Consider the following 23387-nt stretch of genomic DNA (forward strand, 5'->3'; position numbering starts at 1 on the left):
CCACGCCGTCGCGGCGGTGGGCCCCGGCCCGGAGCCGGTGGTCGAGCTCGGGCGCCGGCTGCGCGCCTGGGACGCGCTGACCGACGAGCCGGACACACCGCCGACCTTCGAGGACCTGGCCGCGCTCGCCGCCGTGGGGCCCGAGCCCCTCGCCGCCCTGGCCGGCCTCCCGTTCGTGTCGACCACATCGATCAGAACGCTGCTCGCCGAAGCCGCCGACGGCACCGGGAGCCCCGACGGCACCGGGAGCCCCGACGGCGACGCCTCCGGAACGCGGGCGTGGCCGGGCGACAGCGACAAGGAAAGGAGCCTGAACCGTGAGGAACTTCCATAGCGTGCTGGTGCTCTCGCCGCACGCGGACGACGAGGTGCTCGGCTGCGGAGGGCTGCTGTCCTCGGTGTCCGCGGCAGGCGGCGAGGTGCACGTGGTGTACCTGTCGGTGGACGGGATGGCGCACTACGGGCTGGACGAGCCGGTCACCTACCAGGCGCGGCTGGACGAGATCGAACAGGTCAGTGCGCTGCTCGGCTTCGGCTACACCGTCGTCCACGGCGACCGGCAGCTCAACGAGCGGCTCGACACGCTTCCCCGCAGGGAACTGGTCGACCTGTTCCAGGAGCAGATGGACCGGCTGCGCCCGGACCTGCTGCTGCTGCCCAGCGGCCGGGACTACGACCAGGACCATGCGGCCACCTTCGCCGCCGGCTTCGCCGCGGCCCGGCCGATCGGCTCCCAGTTCGGCAAGTGGCTCGTCCCGCATGTGATGAGCTACGAGTCGTCCAAGATCCAGTGGGCGTCCGAACCGCTGCCGCTGTCCACCGCGTACGCCGACATCACCGGCCGTCTGGACACCAAGCTGGCGGCGATCCGGGCCTACCGGTCCCAGCACCGGCCCGCTCCGCACATCCGCAGCGAGGAGTCGATCGCGGCGCTCGCCACCCTGCGGGGTGCCGCGATCGGCGTGCGGCACGCGGAGGCGTTCGAAGTCCACCGGACCGTCCTGTAGCCATCGGACGGGATCGACCTGATCCGCGCCCGGGCCGGTGCCGTGTCCGACATGCACGGCCCGGCCTACGCCGCCGGTGCCGTGTCCGACACGCACGGCCCGGCCCACGCCGCCGACGCCGACCGGCTCCGAGAGGAGCCGACGGCCCCGACCGGAAGGAACCCCAGGCATGGCAGAACCCGAAATCACCGTCGTCATCCCCGCCCACAACCGGACGCGAGCCCTGCAGCACTGCCTGGCCAGCCTGCGGCGCCAGACCCTGGACCCGGGTGCGTTCGAGATCGTCGTGGTGGACGACGGGTCCGACGAGCCGGTCGGTGAGACCGTCGCGCAGTTCGCCGACGGTGACCGGATCAGGCTGCTGCGGCACGAGCGCGCCCGGGGCGCGGGCGTGGCCCGCAACACGGGCGCGGCGGCGGCGCGCGGCGGGCTGCTGGTCCTGCTCGACGCCGACTGCCTGTGCCACCCGGACCTGCTGCGCGCCCACCTCGACGCCCAGGCCGGTGGCCCGGTCGCCGTCTGCGGATACGGCGCCGGGCGCGAACTGACGCCGGAGGCATGGCGACTGAAGCTCGGAGCGGACTGGGACTTCTCCGATCCGGACGCCGTCTTCGCACGGCTGGCCCGGACCCCCTCGCTGCACGATCCCCTCACCGAGCTGCTGGCCCGGCCCCGTCCGGCCGACTGGGCGTTCTTCTGGACGCTCAACGCCGCCGTGCCCAAGTCGTTCTTCGACCTCGTCGGCGGATTCGACACGCGGTTCGAGGTCAAGGGCATCGAGGACATCGAACTCGGCTACCGGCTCGCCCGGGCCGGCCTGCCCACGGTCTTCGCCCCCGCGGCGATCACCCTGCACCAGCCGCACGAGCGCGACCGGAACCGCGAGGTGGTGCGCGACCGGCGCAACGAACACATCCTTGTGCGCGACTACCCGAGCCTGGACGTCGAGGCGGTGTGCAGCTACGACATCGCCCACTCCCGCGACCTGATCCCCGCGCTGGAACGGTTCTCCGACGGCCTGGACGCCGCGACCGCGGACTGCGGCCGCCTGGCCGCCCTGGACCGGCTGACCCGCCGGATCACGGACGCGGACGGCCCCGTCCTGCTGGTCGGCGCCCCGCAGGGCTGGCCGGCGGGCCTGCCCGCCCCGGACACCGTGTGCTACCCGGCCGACCTGCCCGACGGCCCGGGACACCACCTGCCGCTGCTCGGGACCCGGCTCCCGGGTGCCGGGAAGCACTACGCGCTCGGCGTGATCACCGACTACTGGCGTCACTTCCCGGACGGTACCTTCAGCCGCGTGCTGGCCGAGATGGACCGGGTCTGCCGGGAGGTGTTCGTCCTGTCCGGCGTGAGCACCGCGCCGGTGCCCGTGCCGGACCCCGAACTGAGCGAGGCGCTGGCGGCGTACGACCGCCCGTACTGGGAGTTCACCACACCGCTCCGCCGGGAACTGCACCAGTTCGACCTGACCGAGTTCGACCCGACCGAGTTCGACCCGTCCGAGTTGGACCCGTCCGAGTTCGACCCGACCGAGGACGAGGCCGGCACCTCCGGACCGGCGGCGTTCCGCTGCGCACCGATTTCCTGGCCGATGACCGAACTGACCGATGTGGGCCTGCCCGCGGGTGAGGAACGTGTACCGCGATGAGAAGCCTTGTGACCGGAGGAGCCGGATTCATCGGCTCCCATCTGACCGAACACCTGCTGGCGGCCGGGGACGAGGTCGTCGTCCTCGACAACCTGACCACCGGGAGCATGGCCAATCTGGCGTCGGTGCGCAGCCACCCGCGCCTGCGCACCGTCACCGGCTCCGTCTGCGACGAGGCACTGGTGCGACGCGAGGTCGCCACGGTTGACCGGGTGTTCCACCTCGGCGCCCTGGTCGGGGTGTTCAACGTCCTGGAGGACCCGCTCGGCGGACTGCGGACCAACATCCACGGTGCCGAGAACGTCCTCGCCGCCGCGCACGCACACGACGTGCCGATCCTGATGGCGTCGAGCAGCGAGGTGTACGGCAAGAACAGCAAGCCGCGGCTGACCGAGCAGGACGACCAGATCCTGGGCCCGCCCCAGCTGAGCCGCTGGACGTACGCGGAGGCCAAGGCTGTCGCGGAGTCGCTGACCTACGGCTACGTGGCCAAGCACGCGCTGCGGGCGGTCACGGTGCGGCTGTTCAACACGGTGGGGCCGCGGCAGACCGGACGCTACGGCATGGTCGTCCCGCGGTTCGTCGGCCAGGCGCTGGCGGGCGATCCGCTGACGGTCTACGGCGGCGGGGCGCAGCGGCGCTGCTTCTGCCACGTGCTCGACATCGTCCCGGCGCTCGTCGCGCTGCTCGAGGACGAGACCGCCCACGGCGGGACGTTCAACCTGGGCGGCCTCGAACAGGTGGACATCGCCGAGCTGGCCCGGCGGGTCGTCGCCGTCACGCAGTCATCGAGCGAGATCGTGCACGTCGAGTACCAGCAGGCCTACGAGACCTACGGCCCGGGCTTCGAGGAGGTGCCCAGCCGCGCACCCGACTGCGCCAAGGCCTTCGCGCAGATCGGCTACCGGCCGCGCCACGACCTGGCCACGATCATCGCCGACGTGGCGGCGTATCAGCGCGCGGCGTCGGCGCTCGGGTAGGGGACCGGTGCGACGTGCTTCGTCCGCCCGGCGTTCCGGCGCGGCCCGGGGATCCCTATGCGGCCGCGCCTGGCGCCGACTCGGGCCGGCGCCAGGCGCGGGAGGGGTGGTCGCCGCAGCGCGTCAACCGGTCGACGGAGCCGCCAGCCGGTGGACCGGGCGGCGGGCGGGCGCGGCGCGGTGCCGGGCGCGGCCGCCTGTGCAGTCTGCCTGCGCGACCTGTGCCGCGGGCGATTCGACGCGGTGCTCGGCTTCGAGCGCGTAGTCGGCGACGAACCGGTGCATCTCGAAGCAGCCCGGTGTCGGCTCGGAGATCAGGGACTCGGCGACCATGCCGACCAGCAACTGCCGGCAGCGCGCCACCGGCAACCCGGCGAGCGCGGCTGCGGCCTCCACCCGGACACGGCGGTCCGCGCCCTCGCCCAGGCGCCGGAAGAGCCGGGCCGTCGCGTCGTCGAGCACCCGGTACGAGCAGGTCAGGGCGCGGCGCAGGTCGAGGTCGGGATCCGGGGAGAAGAAGGCGTCGAGGCTGTTCGCCGCGGTCCGCAGCTCTCCCGCGATCGACTTCAGCGGCCGGCCCGGGTTCAACGACGCGCGTGCGGCCGCGACCGCCAGGGCGATCGGCACCCCGCGACAGGACTCGACGATCGCCTCGAGGGCCCGCGCCTGGCCGGCCGTCCGGGACGGCCCGATGTGCCGCTCCAGGACGACACGGCCCTCGCCCACGCTGAACGGCGGCACGGACACCGGACGGGCGTTGTGGGTGACCAGCAGCTGTTCGAGCACGTTGCGGCTCGTGACGAGGGCCATGCAGCCGGGCGCCGACGGCAGCAACGGCTGGACCTGCTGCGCGTCCCTGGCGTTGTCGAGCACGATCAGGACCCTGCGGTCGGCCAGAAGGCTGCGGTATGTGCCGGTCAGCCCCGGAAGGGTCGAGGGCAGGTCCCTGGCCGGCAGGCCGAGGCATTCGAGCAGGCAGCGCAGCGCGTCGGCGGGCGCGAGGGCCGCGGCCGAGTCGTCGAAGCCGTGCAGGTTCACGAAGAGCTGCCCGTCGGGGAAGCGCTCGGCCAGCAGGTGGGCCGCGTGCACGGCCAGCGCGGTCTTCCCGATCCCGGCCATACCGTTCATCGTCGCGATGACCGGGCCGGAGGCGTCGGCCGCGAGGGCCAGGATCCGGGCCAGCTCCTCGTCCCGGCCGACGAACACCGGGAGGCCGGGCGGAAGTTGGGCCGGGGCCGGGCATGGGTGCGGGTGCGGGGCCGGGCGTGGGTGCGGGGCCGGGGCCGGGTGTGGGTGCGGGTGCGGGTGCGGGACCGGGGCTGGCTGTGGGTGCGGGGCCGCGGCGGTCGGTGCGGGCGCGGTGTCCTCCGGATCCGCGGTGGCGTCCGTGCGAACGCTCTGCCGCAACACCGCGGTCTGGGCGGCGCGCAGCGCGTCGCCGGGCTCGATGCCCAGCTCCTCCGAGAGCGTGGTCCGGATCCGCCGGTAGATGTCGAGCGCCTCGACCTGGCGGCCGGCCGCGCCGAGTGCGCGGACCAGGGCGGCTTGGAGCTGTTCGTCCAGCGGATAGCGCTCCGCGGTCAGCCGGAGCGGAGGGAGTATCCAGTGCCCGTGGCCGATCCGGTGGTGGATCTGCGCGGCCTCCACCACCGCCTTGGCGTACTCGCTCTCGGCGGCCTGGAACAAGGCGGTGCCGGCGACGTTCTGCGGGCTGCCGGTGCCCACGGAGCCCCGCCGCAGTGTGAGTGCCTCGCGGTACAGACTCGCCGCCTGCTCCCAGTCGGATCGGGCGGCGCGGTCGCGGCCGCGTTCGACGAGCCCGCGGAACACGTGCAGGTCGACGGAGTCCGGATCGACGTCCAGCCGGTAGCCGACGCTGCTGCGCAGCAGCCAGCGTCCGGCGTCGCGCCGGCCCAGATCCGGTTCGAGCATGCGTCGCAGCGCACTGATGTGGTGGTGTACGACGTTCGCCGCGGTGGCCGGCGGGTCGTCCTGCCAGAGCAGGTCGCTGATCTCGTGGAGCGGGACCGACTCTCCGGCCCGGATCAGCAGCAGCGTGAGGACCGCGCACTGCTGCGGGCCGCCCAGGGGGAGCGGGGCGCCGTTCAGGGCGGCGCGGATCGGTCCCATGATGTCGAACGTGAAGGGGCCCTTGGACATGTCCCGTCCCAGTCGTGCGTCGGAGCCGCGGGATTCCGCGGCGATACCCGGTGCTGTCATCCGACACCCGCGCCGGCCTGCGAGCGGGCGTGCAGCGGATCGGTCAGCACGAGCCGGGCCGCACGCCCGCGGGGGCCGCGCGCCGACCCGACCCGCTCTCAGCCAACGGATGCCCCGGCGTGGGCGCCCGCCGGACTGAGCGCCTCGTCGATCCGGGCGCAGACTGTCTCCGCGGCCACCGCGTCCCGCCAGTGCGGCAGTTCGTCCGGTCCGCCCTCGACGAACGCGAGGAAGGCCGCCATCTCGGCGCGGTACGCCGCGGCGAACCGGGACCGGAAGTCGGGGTGCGGACCCGGGGCGGTGTTCGGCCGGGTGTCCAGCAGCGTGCTGGAGCCGATGAGCTCGGCATAGGCCTGGCAGCCGCCCGGACTGGCCCGCTTGCTCACCACGGAGCACACCGTCCCGGAGGCCAGCGTCAACGTGGTCACCAGGAGGTCGGCCGCCGCGCCGGCGTCGCTCTGGGACGCCGAGACCTCGACGACCTCGGACCCGAAGAGCCACAGGACCAGGTCGATGTCGTGGATCTGGAGGTCGAAGGCGAGGCTGCCGCCGGCGACCTGGTACCCCTGGGGCGGCGGGGCCCCGTCCAAGCTGGTGAACACGGCGAACCCGAACTGGTCGGGCTGGGCGCGGTACTCCCGTCGCAGTGCGGCGTACTCCGGGGAGAACCGACGCTGGAAGCCGATCCGCAGGGGCACCCCGGCCTCGTCGGCGAGCGCGCCGAGGCGTGCGCTGGCCTCCGGCTGTGCCGTGCACGGCTTCTCCAGCAACACCGGGATCCCGAGCGGCAGCAGGCCGGCGACCACGGCCGCATGGGTATCGGTCGGCGTGCACACCACGGCCCCGTCCGCATCGGGCAGCCCGGCCGCATGCGGGACGACGCGGCAGCCGAGTGCGGCCGAGAGCGCCGCGGCGCGTGCCGGGTCGGGTTCGACCACCGTGACGTCGGCTCCGAGCTCGACGAGATGGCGGGCGTGGGTGCTACCGATCCTTCCGCCGCCGCCGACGACGGCGATGCGGGGTCGGCCGATCCGGGTGCTCATCGTGAGGACTCCAAGGTTGCTCGGAACGTTCGGGTTCGATCGGGCGGCGCCGGCCGGCGGTGGTCGGCCGGCGGGGCGGGTCGGCGTACTGCCGTAGCGCCGTAGCGGCTTACCGCCGTACCGCCGTACCGCCGTACTGCCGTACTGCCGTACCGCCGTACCGCCGTGTGCGGCGGCTCCGGCCCCGTCGCCAGCGGGGGAACGGGTGTCGTGAAGGTGGCTTTTCCGTAGCCAATCAGTCGCCGATGGATGGACTCTCAACGTCGGATCTACAACGTGCGTACACGTTGTTGATCCGACGTTGATCCGTGGCTGGTGTACTGGCGCCGTCCGGCCGGAGCCACCCCCTGCGACGCGGGCCGGCGGCACAGTTCAGGCAGAAGATCGCCGGTCGCGATATCGACGTCGACGCGATCGGCAGTTCGCCCATGGCCGGCGCATCGTCATCCTCACGCAGACGTCTTGCGCTGCATTCACCACCCAGATGGATAGGACCTGACGCCGATGAACCATGCACCATCTCCGTCGCCCGGGCGGAAGGTTTCCTGCTGGCCGCGCTGGCCCGAAGCGGACGAGGACACCGAGCGGGCGGTGGTCCGGGCACTGCAGAGCGGGCGGCTGGCCGTCAGCGGCAGCAAGAGCACCTGGCCGTCGCAGAACGTCGCCGCCGCGGCCACCGTGGCGCGAATGTCCGGCCGCCGGCACTGTGTCCTGGTCACCAGCGGATCGAGCGCGATCGTGACCGCGCTGCACGCCCTGGGTATCGGGCCCGGTGACACCGTGGCCATGACCGCGACCACCTGGGTCAGCTGCGCCACCTCGGTGTTGCGCGTGGGAGCCACGCCGATGTTCTTCGACGCCACCCCCGAATCGCCGTGCGGCGACGTCGCGACCCTGGCCGAGACGCCGTCGGCGATCCTCGGCATCCATCTGTACGCGCAGCACTTCGACGTGGATGCGGCCCGGGCGCGGTTCCCCGGGGTGCCGGTGGTCGAGGACGCTTCGCACGCCCAGTTCGGGGCGACCGCCGACGGACGCAGGATCGGCTCGCTCGGCGACGTCTCCATCCTGAGCCTCCAGGCCACGAAGATCATCACCAGCGGCGAGGGCGGCGCGGTCCTCACCGACGATCCGGAGACGGCGGCCCGGCTGGAGTCGCTGGTCATGGACTCGCGCCGGCGCACCGATGCGGTGTCGCGCACCTCCGCCAACGAGCTGGAACCCGCACACCTGCTCCACGGGGCCAACCACTCGCCGCCCGAGTTCGCCGCGGCGCTGCTCGTCGACCAGCTGGCCAGGTTCGACCGGCAGGCGCGGCGCCGTGCGGACGGCGTCGCGATCCTGGCCGGGGCCCTCGACGGGAGCCGGTGGTCGATGACCGCCGACCGGAGTGCCGTCGCCGGCGGAGCGTTCTACGGCGTCGCGGTGCGCGTCCCGGCCGGTGTCGGCAGTCCGGCCGAGGTGATCGCGGCCGTGGAGGAGCAGACCGCCCTGATCCTCGACTCGGTGTACCCGCCGGTCGTCGAAGGGCCGCTGTACCTGCCGGAGACCATCAAGCAGTACGCCGCCCTGCGGGCCCCCGCCGTACCGCTGCCCAACTCCCGGACCTGGCACCGCGAGTACGTGGTGGTGCCGCACCACGCCTTCCTCGCCGACGAGTCCCGCCTGGTCCATCTGGCGGCCACGCTCCGGGAACTCGACCGGGAACCGGCCGCTCTCCGGCCCGCACTGCCGCGGGACCGGCCGACCATCGAGGTCGTCATGGTCACCAGGGGAGATCGGGACACCCTGGAAGCAGCCCTGGCCGGCGTGGCGAAGCAGGATGTCGATGCCGAGGTCAGGCTGACGGTGTGGGTGGACGCGGACCGGGTCCCGGCGGCCGTCGCGGACGCGGGCTGTGCCGTGGTCACCCTGGGCGCCGACGGCATGCTGCCGAACGAACCCTTCGCGCGGATCGCGGCCCTCCGGGAGCTGGCCGTCGCCGGGTGTACCGGGGACTTCATCGCCTTCCTCGACGACGACAACGAGTGGGACCCCGACCACCTGTCCAGCCTGCTGGCCGTCGCCGACGCGGGCTATCCGGCGGCGCACTCGTGGCGGACCTTGATCGATGATTCCGGCTCGCCCGCCACCGTGGACCGTTTCCCGTGGCTGCCGCCCTCCGAGGCCGCCGCCGAGCTGTTCGAGCAGCTGTCCGCGGTCCGGGTGCTGGAACCCGGCAGCCCGATCGTCCGGGACCGCGCCGTGATCCCCGGGGCGGGCCTGAACGGCATGGTCGACATGGGGGCGTGGCTGCTGCGCCGCGATCTGTTGCGCCTGCTGACATTCCGCCGCACCCGGAGCGAAGCGGAGATCCAGGCGCGGGTCGGCGAGGACGACATCCTGCTGGAACAGATCCGCCGACTGGACATCCCCGTCGGATGCACCGAGACGCCGACCCTGAGATACCGGCTGGGCGGCATGTCCACGCCGGAGTACCGAAAGCCGGAATCACCTGTACCGGCCGCGACGTCGGCCGCCCCCTCCACGTCGGCCGCATCGGTCGTGACATCAGAGGTGTCGTCGTGACCCAGCACGCGCTCTCCCCCCGCCAGCTCTCCTTCTACCGGCAGTTCGGCTTCCTCAAACTGGAAGGCTTCTTCGACGCCGGAACCGTCGCCTCCCTCGAAGCCGAGGTGACGGCGCAACTCGCCAGTGCCTACGAGCTGCCCACCGAGATCCCCGACGTGGTCACCGGCTCCATGGGGTACTACCTGCCGATGATGGGGGAGGGCAGCACCACGAGCCGGCGTCTCGTCGCCGGACCCCGTCTGGTCGAGCTCGGCGAGGCCCTGCTCGACGGCCCGGTCATACCCAAGCCGGCCAAGGGGATGCTCTACAACGACGCCTCCCCATGGCATCGGGACGCCGCTGATCCCGCGTTGCACGCGGTGAAGATGGTCACCTATTTCCGTCCGTTGACCGCGGACTCCGGCGCGCTCCAGGTGATCGCGGGCTCACACCGCGGCGAGTTCAGCGACCGGCTCACCGACTACCGGGCGGCCTGGCCGACGGACAGCCCCCTGGACGAAGCCGGTGAGGCCGACTGGTGGCCGGGGACGAGCCTGGACTGCGGCCCCGGCGACCTCATCGTGTTCGACGTGCGCCTCTGGCACGCGTCCCTGTTCGGAAGGCTCCGGGCGCAGTGGAGCGTGTCGTACGTCGCGGTCCCGGAGACCGACGCCGAGCGGCGGGTCGCCCACGACTACATCGACCTCTTCCTGCAGGCCGGCCACGAATACGATGCCGAGCGGTTCCCCTACTACGACCCCGACTGGAGCAGGACGGACGGCCCGGCCTTCGCGGAGGCCATGGCCGATCTCGGCCTGATCCGGCTGGACGGCGCCGCGGCGGCCGACTGACGAGCTCGCGATGGGGTGCGGATCGTCGGTCCGGCGGTGGCTCTGCTCCTTCGAGGAGGGGCCGTCCGTATCCGGACCATCGACGTGCGCGGGCAAGAGATGCGATCATCGGTGGCTCAGGGCGTCAGTCTTCGCCGAGGCTTCCGACGAGTGCAAATGGTGATCATGGAAGAGTCCCGCCGCGAACGTCTGACCTGCCTCGCCGTGTGCGCCGGTGCGGGCGGGCTCGCGCTAGGACTGGAGCAGGCCGGGTTCGATCCCGTGTTGCTCCTCGACAACCGTCCCGTGGCCTGTGAGACGTTGCGGCTGAACCGACCGGGCTGGAACGTCCTGGAGACCGACCTTCTCGACTTCGATCCGGAGGAGCACCGGGAGGTCTACGACGTGGACCTCCTGGCGGCCGGTCTGCCCCGGGTGAAGGCGAGCGCGGCGGTGCGACGCGAGGACAGCGACGAGGAGCTCCGACTGATCGAGGCGACCGTGATGCTCATGCACGGCGTGCAGCCGCGAGCCCTGCTCGTCGAGAACCTCGCCGAGTTGGCGGTCAAACCCGCCTACGAGCCGATTCGTTCGGAGATCGAGGCCGAGCTCGCGCACCTCGGATACCGTCATCGCTGGTTCGTCGTCAATGCGATGGAGCACGGTGTGCCCCAGGATCGCAAGCAGGGGGTCCTGGTGGCGTTGAAGGGGGATGCCGTCCACGACTTCGTCCCCCCGGTGCCCGATGTCGGACCGCCGCTGACGGTGGGTGAGGCCTTGGGTCCCTCGATGGCCGCCAAGGGCTGGCCGCACGCTGCCGCCTGGGCCGCACAGGCCGATCGGGTCGCACCGACCCTGGTCGGGGGCTCCTGGAACCGCGGCGGGCCGGATCTGGGGATGTCCGGGTCCAAGCGTTCCTGGGCCCGGATGCGGGTCAACGGTGGCACCGTCGCCAATGACGTTCCCGGGCCGGAGGACTCGTGGGACCCGGCACCGGACGGCACGGACATGGTGAAGCTGACCGTGGAGCAGACGGCGCGACTGCAGGGTTTCCCCGATGACTGGTCCTTCGCCGGCACCAAGACGTTCCGGTACCGCCAGGTGGGCCATGCGACGCCGCCCCCGGTGGGGCGGGCTCTCGGACTCGCGATTCGTGCGGCTCTGGGCCACCCCGCCCCCGCGCTGCCGAGCGGCTGGTGAGCCGAGCGGCGCGTCGTGTGACGCCGGGGCGGAACGGCACACACGCTGCCGTTCCGCCCCGGCGTCATCGTTCGGCGCTCAGCCGGTGAGCAGGGGCGAGAGGAAGCCGATCGACGGGTCCTCGGGGGTACCGACGAGCAGGGCCCGGTCGAGCAGGCCGTTGTTGTGCTCGCAACTGGTCTCCGGGAGCATCACGCAGGCGTGGCAGGCCGCCAGGTTGGTGCCGCCCGTGCCGGAGATCTCCGTCTCGATGCAGAGAGGGTCGGCGGAGCACCACTCGGCACGATGGACGGCCGAGCGCACGGCCCGGGCGAGCCGGTCGATCTCGCCCTGGGCGACCAGGCCGCCGAGACTCCCGGCCGAGTCGCTGGTGGCCGTGTAGATCAGCGCCCCGGCCATCTCGTCGCCCGAGTAGATCCGTTCGCGCAGCGACGCCGCGGGGTAGCCCGAGTCCAGGCTCCACTCGTTGATCATCACGTGTGCGAAGGTGTGCAACAGGGCCATGCGGGGGGTGGCGGGTGAGATCGGGATCCGGGCCGGATCGGAGGCCCGCTCGGTGAGGACCTGCTGGTGGCGGAGGCGCATCCGGGCCACGCGGGCCGCGACGGCGGGCAGTTCGGCCCAGGCATCCACCTTCTCCTCGTCGAGGCGGAGGAACACGCCCTCGCCGTGCACCTCCATCGCGGGAAGCCAGTCGGTGGGAGCGAGGGAGAGCGGCGCCTCGTGGCCCTCGGCGGAGGTCTCGGGTTCGATGACCCGGGTGAAGGCCTTCAGGGCGCGGACCTCACGGAGCTTCTTCACCAGCATCGGGGTGACGAGGCCCAGGGCGTCCAGCGGCTTCCCGTCGCCGATCGGAGGCTCGCAGACGAACTGCTCGGTGTGGTGACCGGACTCCTCGGGATTGCCGGCGCACAGGCGTTGGTACTCCAGGTCGCGCAGGGCCCGGTAGCGCTGCTCCTGGTCACGGTCGGGGACGTCGGCTCCGGAGGGGTCCTCGGCCTCCATCGCGGCGACCAGGTCCAAAGCCTCCTGGGCGCTCACGGGGGAGGGCATCCCGTCGAAGATGTGCTTCAGGTGGATCTCCATCTCGACGAGGCTGGTGCAGCCGCGGAGCTTGTCCCAGTGCTTGTCCAGCGCGTTCACCCGGGTGTCGCTCCAGGGCGGGATGGACAGGGCCGACCGGAGCACCGGCTGCCAGACGGAGGAGGAACCGCGCTGGAGGGTGCGGGGCGTCAGGGAGCAGGGGTCCTTGGGCGCGTCCTTCAGCCATGGCCGCTCCCCCTTGCACCCGATGTTCAGCTCCTTGAGGGCGCCGGCTCGGAAGCAACCCTCCATGGACACCTCGGGCACTCCGCAGGAACAGGAGAGCACCACGGAGCGGAGCGAGGAGGTGCGGCCCGACGACCGGAGGCTCATCCGGCCGTCGCAGGTGACGGTTGTGCCTTCCCCGCGCCGACGTCGGTGCAGCCAGGCCCGGTACGGGAAGTCGGAGATGTGCCCGTCCTCGCAGGCGACCACGAAACGGGACGGTACCAGCGGCTCGGCGCACTCGCCGCACTCGTTGCGCCCGGGAGGAGGATTGAACTTTCCCACGTGGTCCAGGGCGTGGCACTCGGGGCAGTGGTGCCAGAGCGGGAAGCGGCGTACGCGGATGCCGTCCCGGCTGTCGTCGCCGGAGGCCGGGGGGAGTCGGAAGTGTCGCACGCCCAGTACCCGGGCGAGACGGGGCTCGCGGATCACCGGTGCCTCGTCGCGGGGCCACTGCTCCGCGGCGCCGTCGATGCCCGCGACGATGAAGGACTCCTGGTCGACGGCGATCAGTGACCCCACGCCGTAGGTGGTGATGGCCTGGGCTCGGCGGACCGCACCGCGGCGGGGCAGGTTGCGGGCCGGTGTGGCGGAGCCGGCGGCGCCGCGCCGGCGGCGGGACGGGGGCGGGGTCATCGGGATGCCTCCATGAACAGGGCGGACTCGGCGTCGACGTCGCGCAGGGACCACAGGGTCTCCCACGCTTCGACGTCCTCCAGGGCGTCGTTGTAGGGCTTGAGCAGCGAGGGGACGGAACGCCCGCGCTTCGGTTCGTAGTACAGACCGCCGTGCGCCTCGGCCTCGTCGTGCCACCAGTCCACGAACTCGTCGAACGCCGCGGCGACGTGGGCGACCTCCTTGGCCGCGCTCTCCACCGGGGAGACGCTGCCGACCCGTTCGAGGATCAGCGGACGGATCGTCTCCCGCAGTTCGTCCCGGAAGAGGTGAATCCTCCCCGCGTCCTCGTCCCTGCGGGCCGCGGGGATCGCGATGCGGGCCAGGGCGACGATCACCGCGTGCAGGCCGCGGTCGCGGGCGCGGGCCGAGAAGGGCGTCACCGAGGTGGATTCGACCTCGCGGTAGAGCGCGGAGTGGAAGTGCTGGAAGTTCTCGTAGTGCGAACGGTCCCGGGAGCGGCCCGCGTTGAGCATCACCGCGACGAGTCCGGGGTGGGCACGGCCCACTCGGCTGGTGGCCTGGATGTATTCGGCGGTGGTCTGCGGCTGGCCCATGACGGCCATCAGGCCGAGCCGGTCCACGTCCACGCCGACGGCGATCATGTTCGTGGCGAGGAGCACGTCCACCACGTCCGCCGCGTCACCGTCCGTCAACCTGCGTTCGATCTGCTTCAGGCGGGCCGGAATGTCGCTGGCGTCGACCCGACTGGTCAGCTCGGAGTGGTTGCCGACGGAGCGGGGATCGCACCCGTCGCGATCGGCCAGGTGGTCCAGGTGGGCCACGACGTCGTCGTGGACCTGGAGTTCGGCGGCGGACAGCAGACGCAGGCTGTTGAAGTAACCGACCAGCGTCCAGTACGCGTCGCGCACCTCCTTCGTGGTGTCGGCACGCATCGCCTGGTGGAGCAGGGTGGCGTAGGTGCGGATCAGCAGGGTGGACTGACTGGTGCCGGGGGCCAGCAGACCCACGTAGCGGCGGGACGCCTTCTCGCTCGCGGGCGTCTCCACGGCGAACCAGGAATCGCGTGCGTCCAGACCGGCGGGCGGGAACTGCCGTACCTCGCGGGAGAACAGCGCCCTCCCCTGGTCGGCGGCCCGGCGGATGGTCGCGGTGGAGGCGATGACCTTGGGACGGTCGGCAAGCACGTCCACGGCCGTCTCGTACAGGCCGGTCAGGGTGCCCAGCGGACCGGAGATCAGGTGCAGTTCGTCCTGGACGATCAACTCCGGCGGTGGGGTGCCGTCCTGGCGGTCCCGGTTGAAGAGGGCGGCGGTCTGCTCGCGCCACGGCATCGAGGCGAACTTGTCGACGGTGGCGATCACCAGGGTGGGCCGGGCCGCGTACACGGCCTGGTCGACCAGGTGTACGGGCAGCCCGTCGGAGAACTCGCAGTTCGCGCCCGGGCAGCGGACGTCCATCCGCTGGGCCTCTTCGTCCACCGAGTAGTGGTGGGCGTCGAGGGCGGTTCCGCACCACGGGCAGGCGTGCAGTTGGACGGGGTTCTCCGTCTGGAGCACCCGACCGGTGCGGGCGGCGGCGAGTTGCCGGGAGGCCACGTCCAGCTTGTTCGGCGTGGCGGACCGGCCCACCCACATGCCGATGGAGATCTCCTCGTGGCCCAGTTCCTCGCGGTTCTCCAGGCGCATCCGCTCCATGGCACAGATCAGGATCGCGGCACGCTCGAACTGCTGCAGGGTCAGGAGCCGCAGGGTGTAGCGCATCAGGACGGTGACCCCACCGCCGGCCGACCCGCGCCGCTTCCGGCGCAGGAAGATGGTCAGCGCGATCAGACCCAGGTACGCCTCGGTCTTGCCACCACCGGTGGGGAACCAGAGCAGGTCGGACACGCCCCGGTCGGGGTGCTCCGCGTGGTCCACCCCGGCCAGGCACAGCAGAATGAAGGCGATCTGGAACGGACGCCAGCGCGCGGAGGCCGGGTCAGGCTCTCCCACCCGGCCGTCCTTGACCCAGGCGGCCCGGGCCCGCTGAGTCGCCATCGCCCGGTTGGCCAGGCGGAACGCCCACATCACGTCGGGCTTGTCGCGCAGCAGCGCGATACCCTCACGGATCCGCTCCAAGGCCTCGCCGCAGGCGCGGACCTGGTCGGCCGCGGCCTGCTCGTACGAGGTGCCGGTGAGCGCGGCAGCCTCGTCCCGCTTCCGTTCGATCCACCGTTCGTAGCCCGCGGCCAACCCTTCCAGTGCGGCGACCACCCCGGCGTCGTCGGCCTCGGCGAGGCCGAGCATGGTGAGGGCCTCGGCGTCGATCGTCGGGTTGGAGTCGGTGAGCAGCACCTCATGGGTGGGCACGAACTCGGTGCGTACCTCGACCACGCCCGCCCGCACCACGTCGGCGAGGCCGATCGGGGGCGGGGTCCAGTCCCACATCGCCGCGCAGCCGTGGCCGGTGGCGAAGGTGGGGGCGTGCCGGTGCAGCAGCCGGCTGCTCTCCAACTCGGGATCGACGGCGGACAGGGCGGTCGGGCGTTCCACGAAGGCGCTCGAGCCGTTGGCCGCGCGGACCGTCAGCCCGGTCTGGAAGAGGGCGAAGGCGTCCTGGAGTTCCCGCTGCCCGACCTTCTGGATGTTGACCAGGGTGACCGTGACGGTGACCGTGCCGGTCTCAGGCGAGGGGCGACGGACGTGCACCTCCAATCGGGCCGTGCCGTCGATCAGGTCTCGGGAGGCACCGCGGCCCGGGTGTGTGACATCGATCGGGGTGTCCGGCAGCTCCAGTTCCACCCTGCGCCAGTGCTCCCGCTGATCGGCGGTGGTGCGGGCCTCGCTGCGGCGGGCCGAGACCTTGCGCCCCTCGGCGTCCTCCGGCTCGTACGCGGCGGCGCGGGCCGAGACGACGATCTCCCGGCACACGTCGAGGTCGACCGCGAAGGTCAGGCCGACGGAGGACGGGCGGCGGTCGCCGGCGTTGGGGCGCTCGACGGTCGCCCCGGACTCGTCGAGGCCGTCCGACCTGCTCATCGGTTCCTCGTCCAGGCCGTCCTGCTCGGCGGCGTCCTCCAGGAGACGACGGCCGGCCTCCGCGTCCGCCGGGCGGGGGAAGAGCACACCGATCGGATAGCGGGTGATCGGAGCGTCCTGATCGAGGACCTCGGTACGGTCCTCGACGGAGGCGTCGACATCGGGGCCGAGCAACTCCCGGCGGAGTCGGGCCACCAGATCCTCACGGACCTCGTAGTGGCCGGCGTGCCGCCCTGTGTGGATGGTCATTCCTGCTCCTCCTCGGTTCCGGCGGTGTGTCGGAACCGTCCGATTCCACTGATGCGTGGGGCGATCCACACCCCGTACTCACCCAGGCCCGCGTTGATTCCGGCGGCCCGGCTGCCGGCGACCGACTCCAGGCAGTCGATCCGCAGCCCGGTGATCTCCTCGGGCCAGCGGATCTCCCAGGCCGCGCCGACCTTCAGGACGGAATGCAATTGGCTCCTGAAGGTCTCGGAGGCGTCGCCGATCTCCCGCTCCTCGTGCAGCAGGGCGTACCGGGGGCTCTGCTCGGGGCCCGTAGGGAGCGTGTCGCGCAGCCGGAACGTCACCGCTTGCCCCGGCCGCACTCGCTCCAGGAGATACGCCTGGGCCGCGGGGGCGTCGATCGGGGCGTCGGCGGGTTCCATCGTGTCCACGTCGCCGGCCCGCACCTCGACGCCGTCGCGGCGCCATCGGTGGCGCGGGTTCGGGACCCCCCGGTACCAGCGGCCGGTCGGTTTGTGCCGGAGCACCGTCACGGTGTCGGGCGCGGCGATCCGGTACAGGTCCTCCCGCGCCCGGGTCATCGCCACGTAGAGCGCGCGGGCCTCGGCAGGAACGTCGAGTCCGTCGGTGCGGCGCCGCAGCTCGGTCATGGTCGGCGGGTCGAGCAGGACCACCCGATCGAACTCCAGGCCCTTGGAGCGGTGCACCGTGGACACGACCAAGCGGGCCGGTTCCGGATCCGCCAGCTCGTCCGGGAACCGGTGCTCCACCACCAGACGGCGCAGCCGCGCCAGGTCGAGTGTGCCCCGACCGGCACCGCGTGCCGCCACCCTCAGGGACCGCCACACCCGGTCGACGTCGGTCGCCTCGGGCAGCGGGATCGCCGTGAGGACCGTGCGCAGCTGCTGCTCGTCGAGAGTGACGGCCCGCGTGCGACGCAGGAGCTCGGCGACCCAGTACGGTACCGGCCGGTCCTGGAGCGAACGCCGCAGGGCGTGCGGGACCCCGTGGGTGTGCAGCAGTTCCGAGAGCACCAGAGCCTGCCGGTTGTCGCGGCACAGGATCGCGCAGGTACCGGGGAAGGACCGGAGCGAGTCGAGGGTGAACGAGTCGGTGAGCGGCCCCAGGTCGGGCAGGTCGTGCAGCTGTTCGCGCAGCGCCCCGTGGAGCCGTTCGGCCGCCGTGTCCGGTCCCTCGGCGGCGCTGCCGATGCCCTGGACGGCCGGGCCGAACGGGAGCGCGGTGCGAGCCTCGGGGGTGACCGACCGGAAGTTCCGGGTCAGGTGGAGTTCGACCAGGTCGTCGGCGAAGGAAATCCGCACCCAGCGGAGGAAGAGGTCGGCACGGTCGGCGTACTCCTCGGGGTCCTCGATCTGGAAGTCGTAGATTGCCTGGGCGGGGTCGCCGACCAGGGTGAACCCGCAGGAGTCCTGGAGCCGGTCGAGCAGCGACTCCACCATCTCGCGGCGCGCACCCACCAGGTCCTGCACCTCGTCGACGATGACGTGTGTGGGCGGGCCGGCCTCCAGGGAGTCGAGTGCGCCCTTCTCGATCGCCTCGGTGGCGGCCCGGATGCGTTCGCCGAAGGAGAGCGCCGACCACTCGCCGTCCGGGTACGCCTGCAGCAGCAGGGAGTACGCCCAGGCGTCGAAGGTCTGTACCCGTACCCGCCGCGCGTGCTCGCCGTGCCGGGCGATCCGGTCCCGCAATTCCCGGACCGCGGCCCGGGAGAAGCTGAGGACCAGCAGTTCGGAGGCCTCGAGCGCCTCCTCCGGGTCGGTGTGGCCGATGAGCGCGTCCATACGGCGCACCAGGGTGTGGGTCTTGCCCGTGCCGGCGCCGGCGGTGACCAGGAGGCGGGTGTCCCACGGCTGGTCGACGACGGCCTGCTGCTCGGTGGTGAGGACTGGGCCGTCCTCTGGGGAGGGGATCACCGAGTGCTCCACAGGTGCTCGAACCGGGTGAAGGCGAGGGCGGTGTCGAAGTTCCGGATGTTGTCGCGGACGTTGAGGATGAGGCAGGTGTCCTTGCCGCCGTTGCGGGGTCCGCGCAGACCGCGCCCGATCATCTGCTGGTACACGTTCGGGCTGTAGACCGGGCGGGCGACCACCACCGCGCGGGTGGCCGGCGCATCGAATCCCTGGGTGAGGACACCGTAGTTGGTGAGCACCCGCACCCGGCCGTCGCGGAACTCCCGGATCCGCGCCCGACGGTCGTTGTCGGAGGTGGTGGAGTCCACCGAGGACGCGGAGATCCCGTGGTCCATCAGCCTTGCCGCCAGGTACTTGGCGTGTTCCACCGAGGTGGCGAACACCAGCACCGGCCAGTCCTCGTCCATCGCCGCGATCTCCGCGACGATGCGCCTGCTGCGGTCGTGGTCGTCGGCCAGCCGCTGCTCGGCGGCCTTGGACAGGAGACTGAACTGCTCGGCGCTCTCCCGCTCCTGGCGGGACAGTTCGATCGTGCCGCCGGTCAGTTCCTGGTGTTCGACCCGTGCGAGCACGCCGAGTTCCTGGAGGTGGCCGTAAGCGTCGCCGGAGGGGAAAACGCCCTCGTCCAGTCGACGGGCGCCGAACCTGTTGACCAGGCGGCGGGTCTCCTCCTCGTTGTGGCCGCGGAACGGGGTGGCGGTGAGACCGAGCAGGTGCCGTTCGGTGCGGTGCTGGGTCAGGCCGAGCAACTCGAGGATCTCGGTGTAGCTCGGGCTGGTCGCCATGTGCGCCTCGTCCACCACGACCAGCGCGGCGTCACGCAGCCAGGCGTACCGGTCGGTCTCCAGGCACAACCGCAGCTTGGCGTCGGTGGCCACGACGAGTTGTGGCCCATCGGTGACCGGGGCCGCCTCGTTCGAGGTCCACAACCGGTTGATCGTCAGCCGATCCTGCGCACCCGCCCGGCTCCAGACGAACTGCCAGCTCTGCACGGCCTGTTCGCACAGTTCCTCGGTCTGGGCGATCCACAGGATCGGACCCCTGAGTGCACCGGTCTGCTTGACCCAGCGGATCACGGCCTCGGCGGTGACCCGCGTCTTGCCGGCGCCGGTGGGCAGGGACAGCATGGCGCGTTGCGGGGCGAACCGGTCCAGCATCTCGAAGATGTTGAGGGCGAGCCGTTCCTGGTAGTCGTGCAGGCGGGGGAAGTCCCTGGGGCCGTCGACGGTCAGACTCTGTTCGAGCGCGGGGGTCCGGTAGCCGGCGAACGGCGCGGGCAGGCCCAGATCGGCGACGAAGGACACCGCCGCAGACCCTCCGGTGTAGGAGGACGGGGCGTTCGGGATGCGCTCCTGGATGTCGCGGACGTGTGCCTTGAGCACGGTGTCGCCGTGCGCGTTGAACGCCATCTGCGCGATCCGCCGCCCGGTGGGCTCCTGTCCGTCCAGCTCCTGGCGCTCGGCCTCCATCAGGCCGGCGGGGAGCCGGTCTCGCAGTGCTTCCGCGCCGATCAGCAGCTCCAGCTTGGCCGTCACGTCCGAGGCCTCGCGGATCGCCTTGAGCTTGGACCGCAACTGTTCGTCCTGCTCCTGGCGTTCCTGGGCGTCCAGGACCGCCCGGCAGCCCGCGTCTCCCATCCGCAGACCAAGCTCACGGTCCACGGCCCGGAGGGTGCCGAGCCGGTCCAGCGAATCCACGACCTTGATCACGTTGCCCTGACGGGCGCTCTCCAGAGCCTTCGGCTTCGGACCGCTCGGGGTGCGGAGAACCTCCTCCAGGGTGGAGCACCGCAGCAGGGAGTACGTGCCGACCGCGGTGCCCATCTTCTGGCGCAGGGTCGGGAACTCCTCGACCAGCGGAACGGGCTCCACGTTCGACTCGTGTCGGGTCTCCCGGGTGATGACGTCGTCGTGGCGCAGCATGCCCCACCGCTCGACCATGAGGTCGGCGGACTCCCCGTCCGGCATCAACAGCGCCGGCACCCGCTCGGCCTGCAAGGAGCGGTATTCCTCCGGGTCGGCGGCGACGGCGATCTCGCCGTCCTCCCGGGTGCCCCAGGTCTCGCCGACCCGGCAGCGGGTCAGCGATCCCTCGGGAAAGTCGATCTCCAACCGGGTCAGCAGGGCGTAGGTGGAGCCGACGAACGCGTCGTCCTCGCTCTCCTGCAGCTTCTCCAGGAGCTGTTCCCACTGCTGCCGGCGGACCTTCTCGACACTGTCCGCGAGTCCCAGCTTGCGGGCCTTCTCGGTACTGATCGATGCCACGGGAAGCACGTCGCGGTACGCCTCCAGCTGCGGACCCACGGCCTCCTTGAGGGATTTGAGGCCCTGTGAGGTCCCGATCCGACCGTGCCGGGTGAGCATCCAACGGATCGGGGAGAGCACCGGACGACGCGTGGTGGCCTGGGCCCCGATCTGCAGTGTCCAGTTCGCGATCAGCGCCTCCTCGGGCAGCGCTCGGAGGAACTCCGCGCGGGCCTTCTCCGAGAGCCGGGGCAGCAGGTGCAGCGGTCCACCGACGGGAGAACCCTCGACCCTGGTCCTGGCCAGCGCGGGCCGGCTCGCCCGATCGTCGAGGGTGCGGCAGTACGCCGCGTGCACTGCCTCCCGGTACTCGTCGAACCAGGGTTCCGCCTCGGGACGGTGATTGGAGGTCGGCCGGTCCCGCAGGCCCAACTCCCGGAAGAAGCCCGCGTCATCGGAGTGGAAGCGCATGTCCACCGCGATCTCGGGGTCGCTCTCGCCGGTGACGACGGCCCCCGGCAGCATGCAGTCGCGCATGAGACGGAAGCGGCCGTCGTCGGTCCGTACCATCAGGGTTTCCGCCGGCGCCGGGACCCGCTTGGTCACCTCGTGGCCCACCATCGACGCGCCCGCCCGGTGGAACAGCTCCCAGAAGCGGGTCCACTCCTGGGTGCCGTACGCCTCGAAGCCCTGGTCGAGGACGCTCACGAAGCGCCCCCGGACGTCGGCCTCCTGGATGCCGAGGGCGGTGAGGGCGGAGGAGAGCGACGGGTCCTCGGACAGGGCCCGGTCGACGTAGACCAGCGACTCCCGCAGGCCGTCCTCCTCGGTGCGCCGGTACACCACGCTGCCCAGCGGGGCGACCAGGCCGTGCTCCTCGGTGAGCACGATCCGGGCCTTGCGGGCGTTGGCAGCGCAGGAGGCGTTCGAGGCGATCATGTCGGCGACGATCCGGATGGCGGCCGCCGACGCCTCGGCCGAGCCGTCGGAGACCAGTGCCTCCAGCCACGCGACGACCGAGGCCCGCTGCCGTCCGGCGGCGCTCAGGATGTGCTGGACCTTGCCCGCCCGCAGGTCGGTGGCCTCGACCGAGGGGTGCACCCAGTTGCGGGGGCGGCCCGAGTAGGCCTGCCAGAGCCGCAGCCAGCGAGTGACCGCGGTGCCGTCCTTCCCCAGATCCGGATGGATCTCCAACTCGCCGGGGGTGCGCAGAATGCCGTCCTGGTCCGGCAGTGACGGACACACCGAGGTGGCCGCCCAGATCTGCTCGGTGAGCAGGCGGTCCGCCCAACTGATCGTCTCCACGCCCTTGGAACGGCCGGGCAGCAGCGGAAGGTACGCGCCCGGGTCCTCCGCGGGCGCGAGTTCGGGCAGCGACTCGACCACCAGACGGGCTGCCACCTGGATCATCTCGACGTTGAACGGTGAGGAGTCCAAAAGGTTCTGACGGTCCTCGTTGGTCTTCCAGGCCCCGTTCAGGATGCCGCTGAGGGTCATCTCGTACTTGGTCGGGAAGAAGGACCAGAACCGGCCGCGCCCCCGGGCCTCGGCGGAGCCGAGCAGCCCGGTGCGCTCGTCCGTGCGGTAGGCCGGAACCGCCCAGGCCACGTCGATGGACACCCGGTCGTGCAGCTCGCCGGCGTCGCCGCGGGCGGCGTCGGTCGGCTCGTGGGTGCGGGTGAAGACCCGCCAGCGCGAGGCGGTCGGCGGCTTGCCGACCCGTTCCTCCTGGATGGTGTGGAGGCTGCCGTCCCGCTCGGACCGCAGGGCACGGCGCGCGACCGGGCGGGGCCGGCGGTCCTCCAGGACCACCTGGCCCACGTGCGGGGAGAACAGGTGGAAGCCGGCGGGGAACTCCTCGCGAGTGTCGTGACCGGCGACGCCCTGGTGGCCGTGCATGTCCTTGCCGAGCCGGTCGGCGGCGCCGGGCAGCAGCGGCAGGCGGACCACCGTGGTGGCCCACTCCAGCAGTTCGTCCAGCACCTGGTCGTGGAGACGCTCGGTCGCCATGTCCAGCTCGCGGGCCATCCGCAGCACGGGTGCCTCGAAGACCTCGCCGAGCCGCTCGCGCACGCCGGGGACGTTGCGGATCAGCTCGTAGGACCAGGTCCGGTCGAAGCCGAAGCTTCCCTCGCGACTGAAGAACTCGGGTGCGTCCGTCACCACCAGGACGGATTTCACCCCCACGCCGAACCGGCCGATCTGCCCGCCGCGCTTGCGGGACATACTCATGCGCAGGATGGTCTCCGCGCCCTCGGGAGTCACCGGGTCGCCCTGGTTGGCGCAGTACAGGTGGGTGCCGGTGAGGACGACCTGGATCCGGCCGCCGGGCTCGTTGCGCAGCTCGTCGGCTGCGTTCTGGACGAGCTCGAAGAGCTGGCGGTCGCCGTACCCACCCTGGGTGATGCGGCGTTCGCCGTTGGCGTGTTCGGGGATCAGGCCCGCGTCGATGCCGTACGTCTCCAGGACGCGGAGGGACTGTTCGACGACGGTGCGGATCACGGGGGACTGCGAGTCGGCCACGGGTGGTTCCACTTCGG

The 23387-nt window shown here is 71.8% G+C and carries 13 protein-coding genes; 7 read left to right on the forward strand and 6 right to left on the reverse strand.

What is annotated here, in order from left to right; translation table 11 throughout:
• From BG452_RS30370 to BG452_RS30385, 4 genes are all read left to right on the forward strand, one after another.
• The coding region (locus BG452_RS30370; protein ID WP_188307559.1) for a hypothetical protein at positions 1 to 334 on the forward strand (334 nt) is incomplete at its 5' end.
• Positions 318 to 1007, forward strand: coding sequence for a PIG-L deacetylase family protein (locus tag BG452_RS30375; protein ID WP_188307560.1), 690 nt, complete (start codon positions 318 to 320; stop codon positions 1005 to 1007). The genes BG452_RS30370 and BG452_RS30375, both read left to right, overlap by 17 nt.
• Before the next feature lie 169 nt (positions 1008 to 1176).
• Positions 1177 to 2658, forward strand: coding sequence for a glycosyltransferase (locus BG452_RS30380; RefSeq protein WP_188307561.1), 1482 nt, complete (start codon positions 1177 to 1179; stop codon positions 2656 to 2658).
• Complete coding sequence (locus BG452_RS30385; protein WP_188307562.1) at positions 2655 to 3638, forward strand: NAD-dependent epimerase/dehydratase family protein; 984 nt, start codon at positions 2655 to 2657, stop codon at positions 3636 to 3638. Before BG452_RS30380 ends, BG452_RS30385 begins: the two co-directional genes overlap by 4 nt.
• A gap of 123 nt (positions 3639 to 3761) precedes the next feature.
• Here BG452_RS30385 and BG452_RS30390 read toward each other — a convergent pair whose 3' ends face one another.
• Both BG452_RS30390 and BG452_RS30395 read right to left on the reverse strand, forming a co-directional pair.
• Positions 3762 to 5798: an AfsR/SARP family transcriptional regulator gene (locus tag BG452_RS30390; protein WP_188307563.1), complete on the reverse strand. Its 2037-nt coding sequence runs from the start codon at positions 5796 to 5798 to the stop codon at positions 3762 to 3764.
• A 158-nt stretch (positions 5799 to 5956) separates the two neighbouring features.
• The gene (locus BG452_RS30395) at positions 5957 to 6901 is read right to left on the reverse strand and encodes a Gfo/Idh/MocA family protein (RefSeq protein WP_188307564.1); all 945 of its coding nucleotides are present in this window, start codon (positions 6899 to 6901) and stop codon (positions 5957 to 5959) included.
• A 504-nt stretch (positions 6902 to 7405) separates the two neighbouring features.
• On the opposite strand from BG452_RS30395, the gene BG452_RS30400 reads away from it, so the two are divergent.
• The 3 genes from BG452_RS30400 to BG452_RS30410 all read left to right on the forward strand — a co-directional run bounded on the left by BG452_RS30400 (position 7406) and on the right by BG452_RS30410 (position 11481).
• Positions 7406 to 9469: a DegT/DnrJ/EryC1/StrS family aminotransferase gene (locus BG452_RS30400; protein WP_188307565.1), complete on the forward strand. Its 2064-nt coding sequence runs from the start codon at positions 7406 to 7408 to the stop codon at positions 9467 to 9469.
• On the forward strand, positions 9466 to 10302 hold the full coding sequence (locus BG452_RS30405; protein WP_188307566.1) for a phytanoyl-CoA dioxygenase family protein: 837 nt from the start codon (positions 9466 to 9468) through the stop codon (positions 10300 to 10302). The genes BG452_RS30400 and BG452_RS30405 overlap by 4 nt, the downstream gene beginning before the upstream one ends.
• A gap of 156 nt (positions 10303 to 10458) precedes the next feature.
• Positions 10459 to 11481: a DNA cytosine methyltransferase gene (locus BG452_RS30410; RefSeq protein ID WP_188307567.1), complete on the forward strand. Its 1023-nt coding sequence runs from the start codon at positions 10459 to 10461 to the stop codon at positions 11479 to 11481.
• Positions 11482 to 11559: 78 nt separating this feature from the next.
• Here BG452_RS30410 and drmB read toward each other — a convergent pair whose 3' ends face one another.
• From drmB to BG452_RS30430, 4 genes are read right to left on the reverse strand one after another with little or no spacing between them, the layout of a single operon-like run.
• Positions 11560 to 13425 (reverse strand): DUF1998 domain-containing protein, encoded by a 1866-nt coding sequence (drmB, locus tag BG452_RS30415; RefSeq protein WP_188307568.1) that lies wholly within the window; start codon positions 13423 to 13425, stop codon positions 11560 to 11562.
• A complete protein-coding gene (locus BG452_RS30420) occupies positions 13422 to 16694 on the reverse strand; it encodes a helicase-related protein (RefSeq protein ID WP_188307569.1) in 3273 nt (1090 codons plus the stop codon). The genes drmB and BG452_RS30420 overlap by 4 nt, the downstream gene beginning before the upstream one ends.
• The gene (locus BG452_RS30425; RefSeq protein ID WP_188307570.1) at positions 16691 to 18607 is read right to left on the reverse strand and encodes a UvrD-helicase domain-containing protein; all 1917 of its coding nucleotides are present in this window, start codon (positions 18605 to 18607) and stop codon (positions 16691 to 16693) included. The genes BG452_RS30420 and BG452_RS30425 overlap by 4 nt, the downstream gene beginning before the upstream one ends.
• Positions 18604 to 23370: a DEAD/DEAH box helicase gene (locus tag BG452_RS30430; protein WP_188307571.1), complete on the reverse strand. Its 4767-nt coding sequence runs from the start codon at positions 23368 to 23370 to the stop codon at positions 18604 to 18606. Before BG452_RS30430 ends, BG452_RS30425 begins: the two co-directional genes overlap by 4 nt.
• Positions 23371 to 23387 lie beyond the last annotated feature (17 nt).

The organism is Streptomyces sp. CBMA123, assembly GCF_014596465.1.
Lineage (GTDB): Bacteria > Actinomycetota > Actinomycetes > Streptomycetales > Streptomycetaceae > Kitasatospora.

What these genes read in the sequence shown, in the direction of transcription:
- BG452_RS30400 (WP_188307565.1), top strand. Translation starts at nt 7,406, where the DNA reads ATGAACCATGCACCATCTCCGTCGCCCGGGCGGAAGGTTTCCTGCTGG.
- BG452_RS30395 (WP_188307564.1), bottom strand. Translation starts at nt 6,901, where the DNA reads ATGAGCACCCGGATCGGCCGACCCCGCATCGCCGTCGTCGGCGGCGGC.
- drmB (WP_188307568.1), bottom strand. Translation starts at nt 13,425, where the DNA reads ATGACCCCGCCCCCGTCCCGCCGCCGGCGCGGCGCCGCCGGCTCCGCC.
- BG452_RS30390 (WP_188307563.1), bottom strand. Translation starts at nt 5,798, where the DNA reads ATGTCCAAGGGCCCCTTCACGTTCGACATCATGGGACCGATCCGCGCC.
- BG452_RS30380 (WP_188307561.1), top strand. Translation starts at nt 1,177, where the DNA reads ATGGCAGAACCCGAAATCACCGTCGTCATCCCCGCCCACAACCGGACG.
- BG452_RS30420 (WP_188307569.1), bottom strand. Translation starts at nt 16,694, where the DNA reads ATGACCATCCACACAGGGCGGCACGCCGGCCACTACGAGGTCCGTGAG.
- BG452_RS30385 (WP_188307562.1), top strand. Translation starts at nt 2,655, where the DNA reads ATGAGAAGCCTTGTGACCGGAGGAGCCGGATTCATCGGCTCCCATCTG.
- BG452_RS30410 (WP_188307567.1), top strand. Translation starts at nt 10,459, where the DNA reads ATGGTGATCATGGAAGAGTCCCGCCGCGAACGTCTGACCTGCCTCGCC.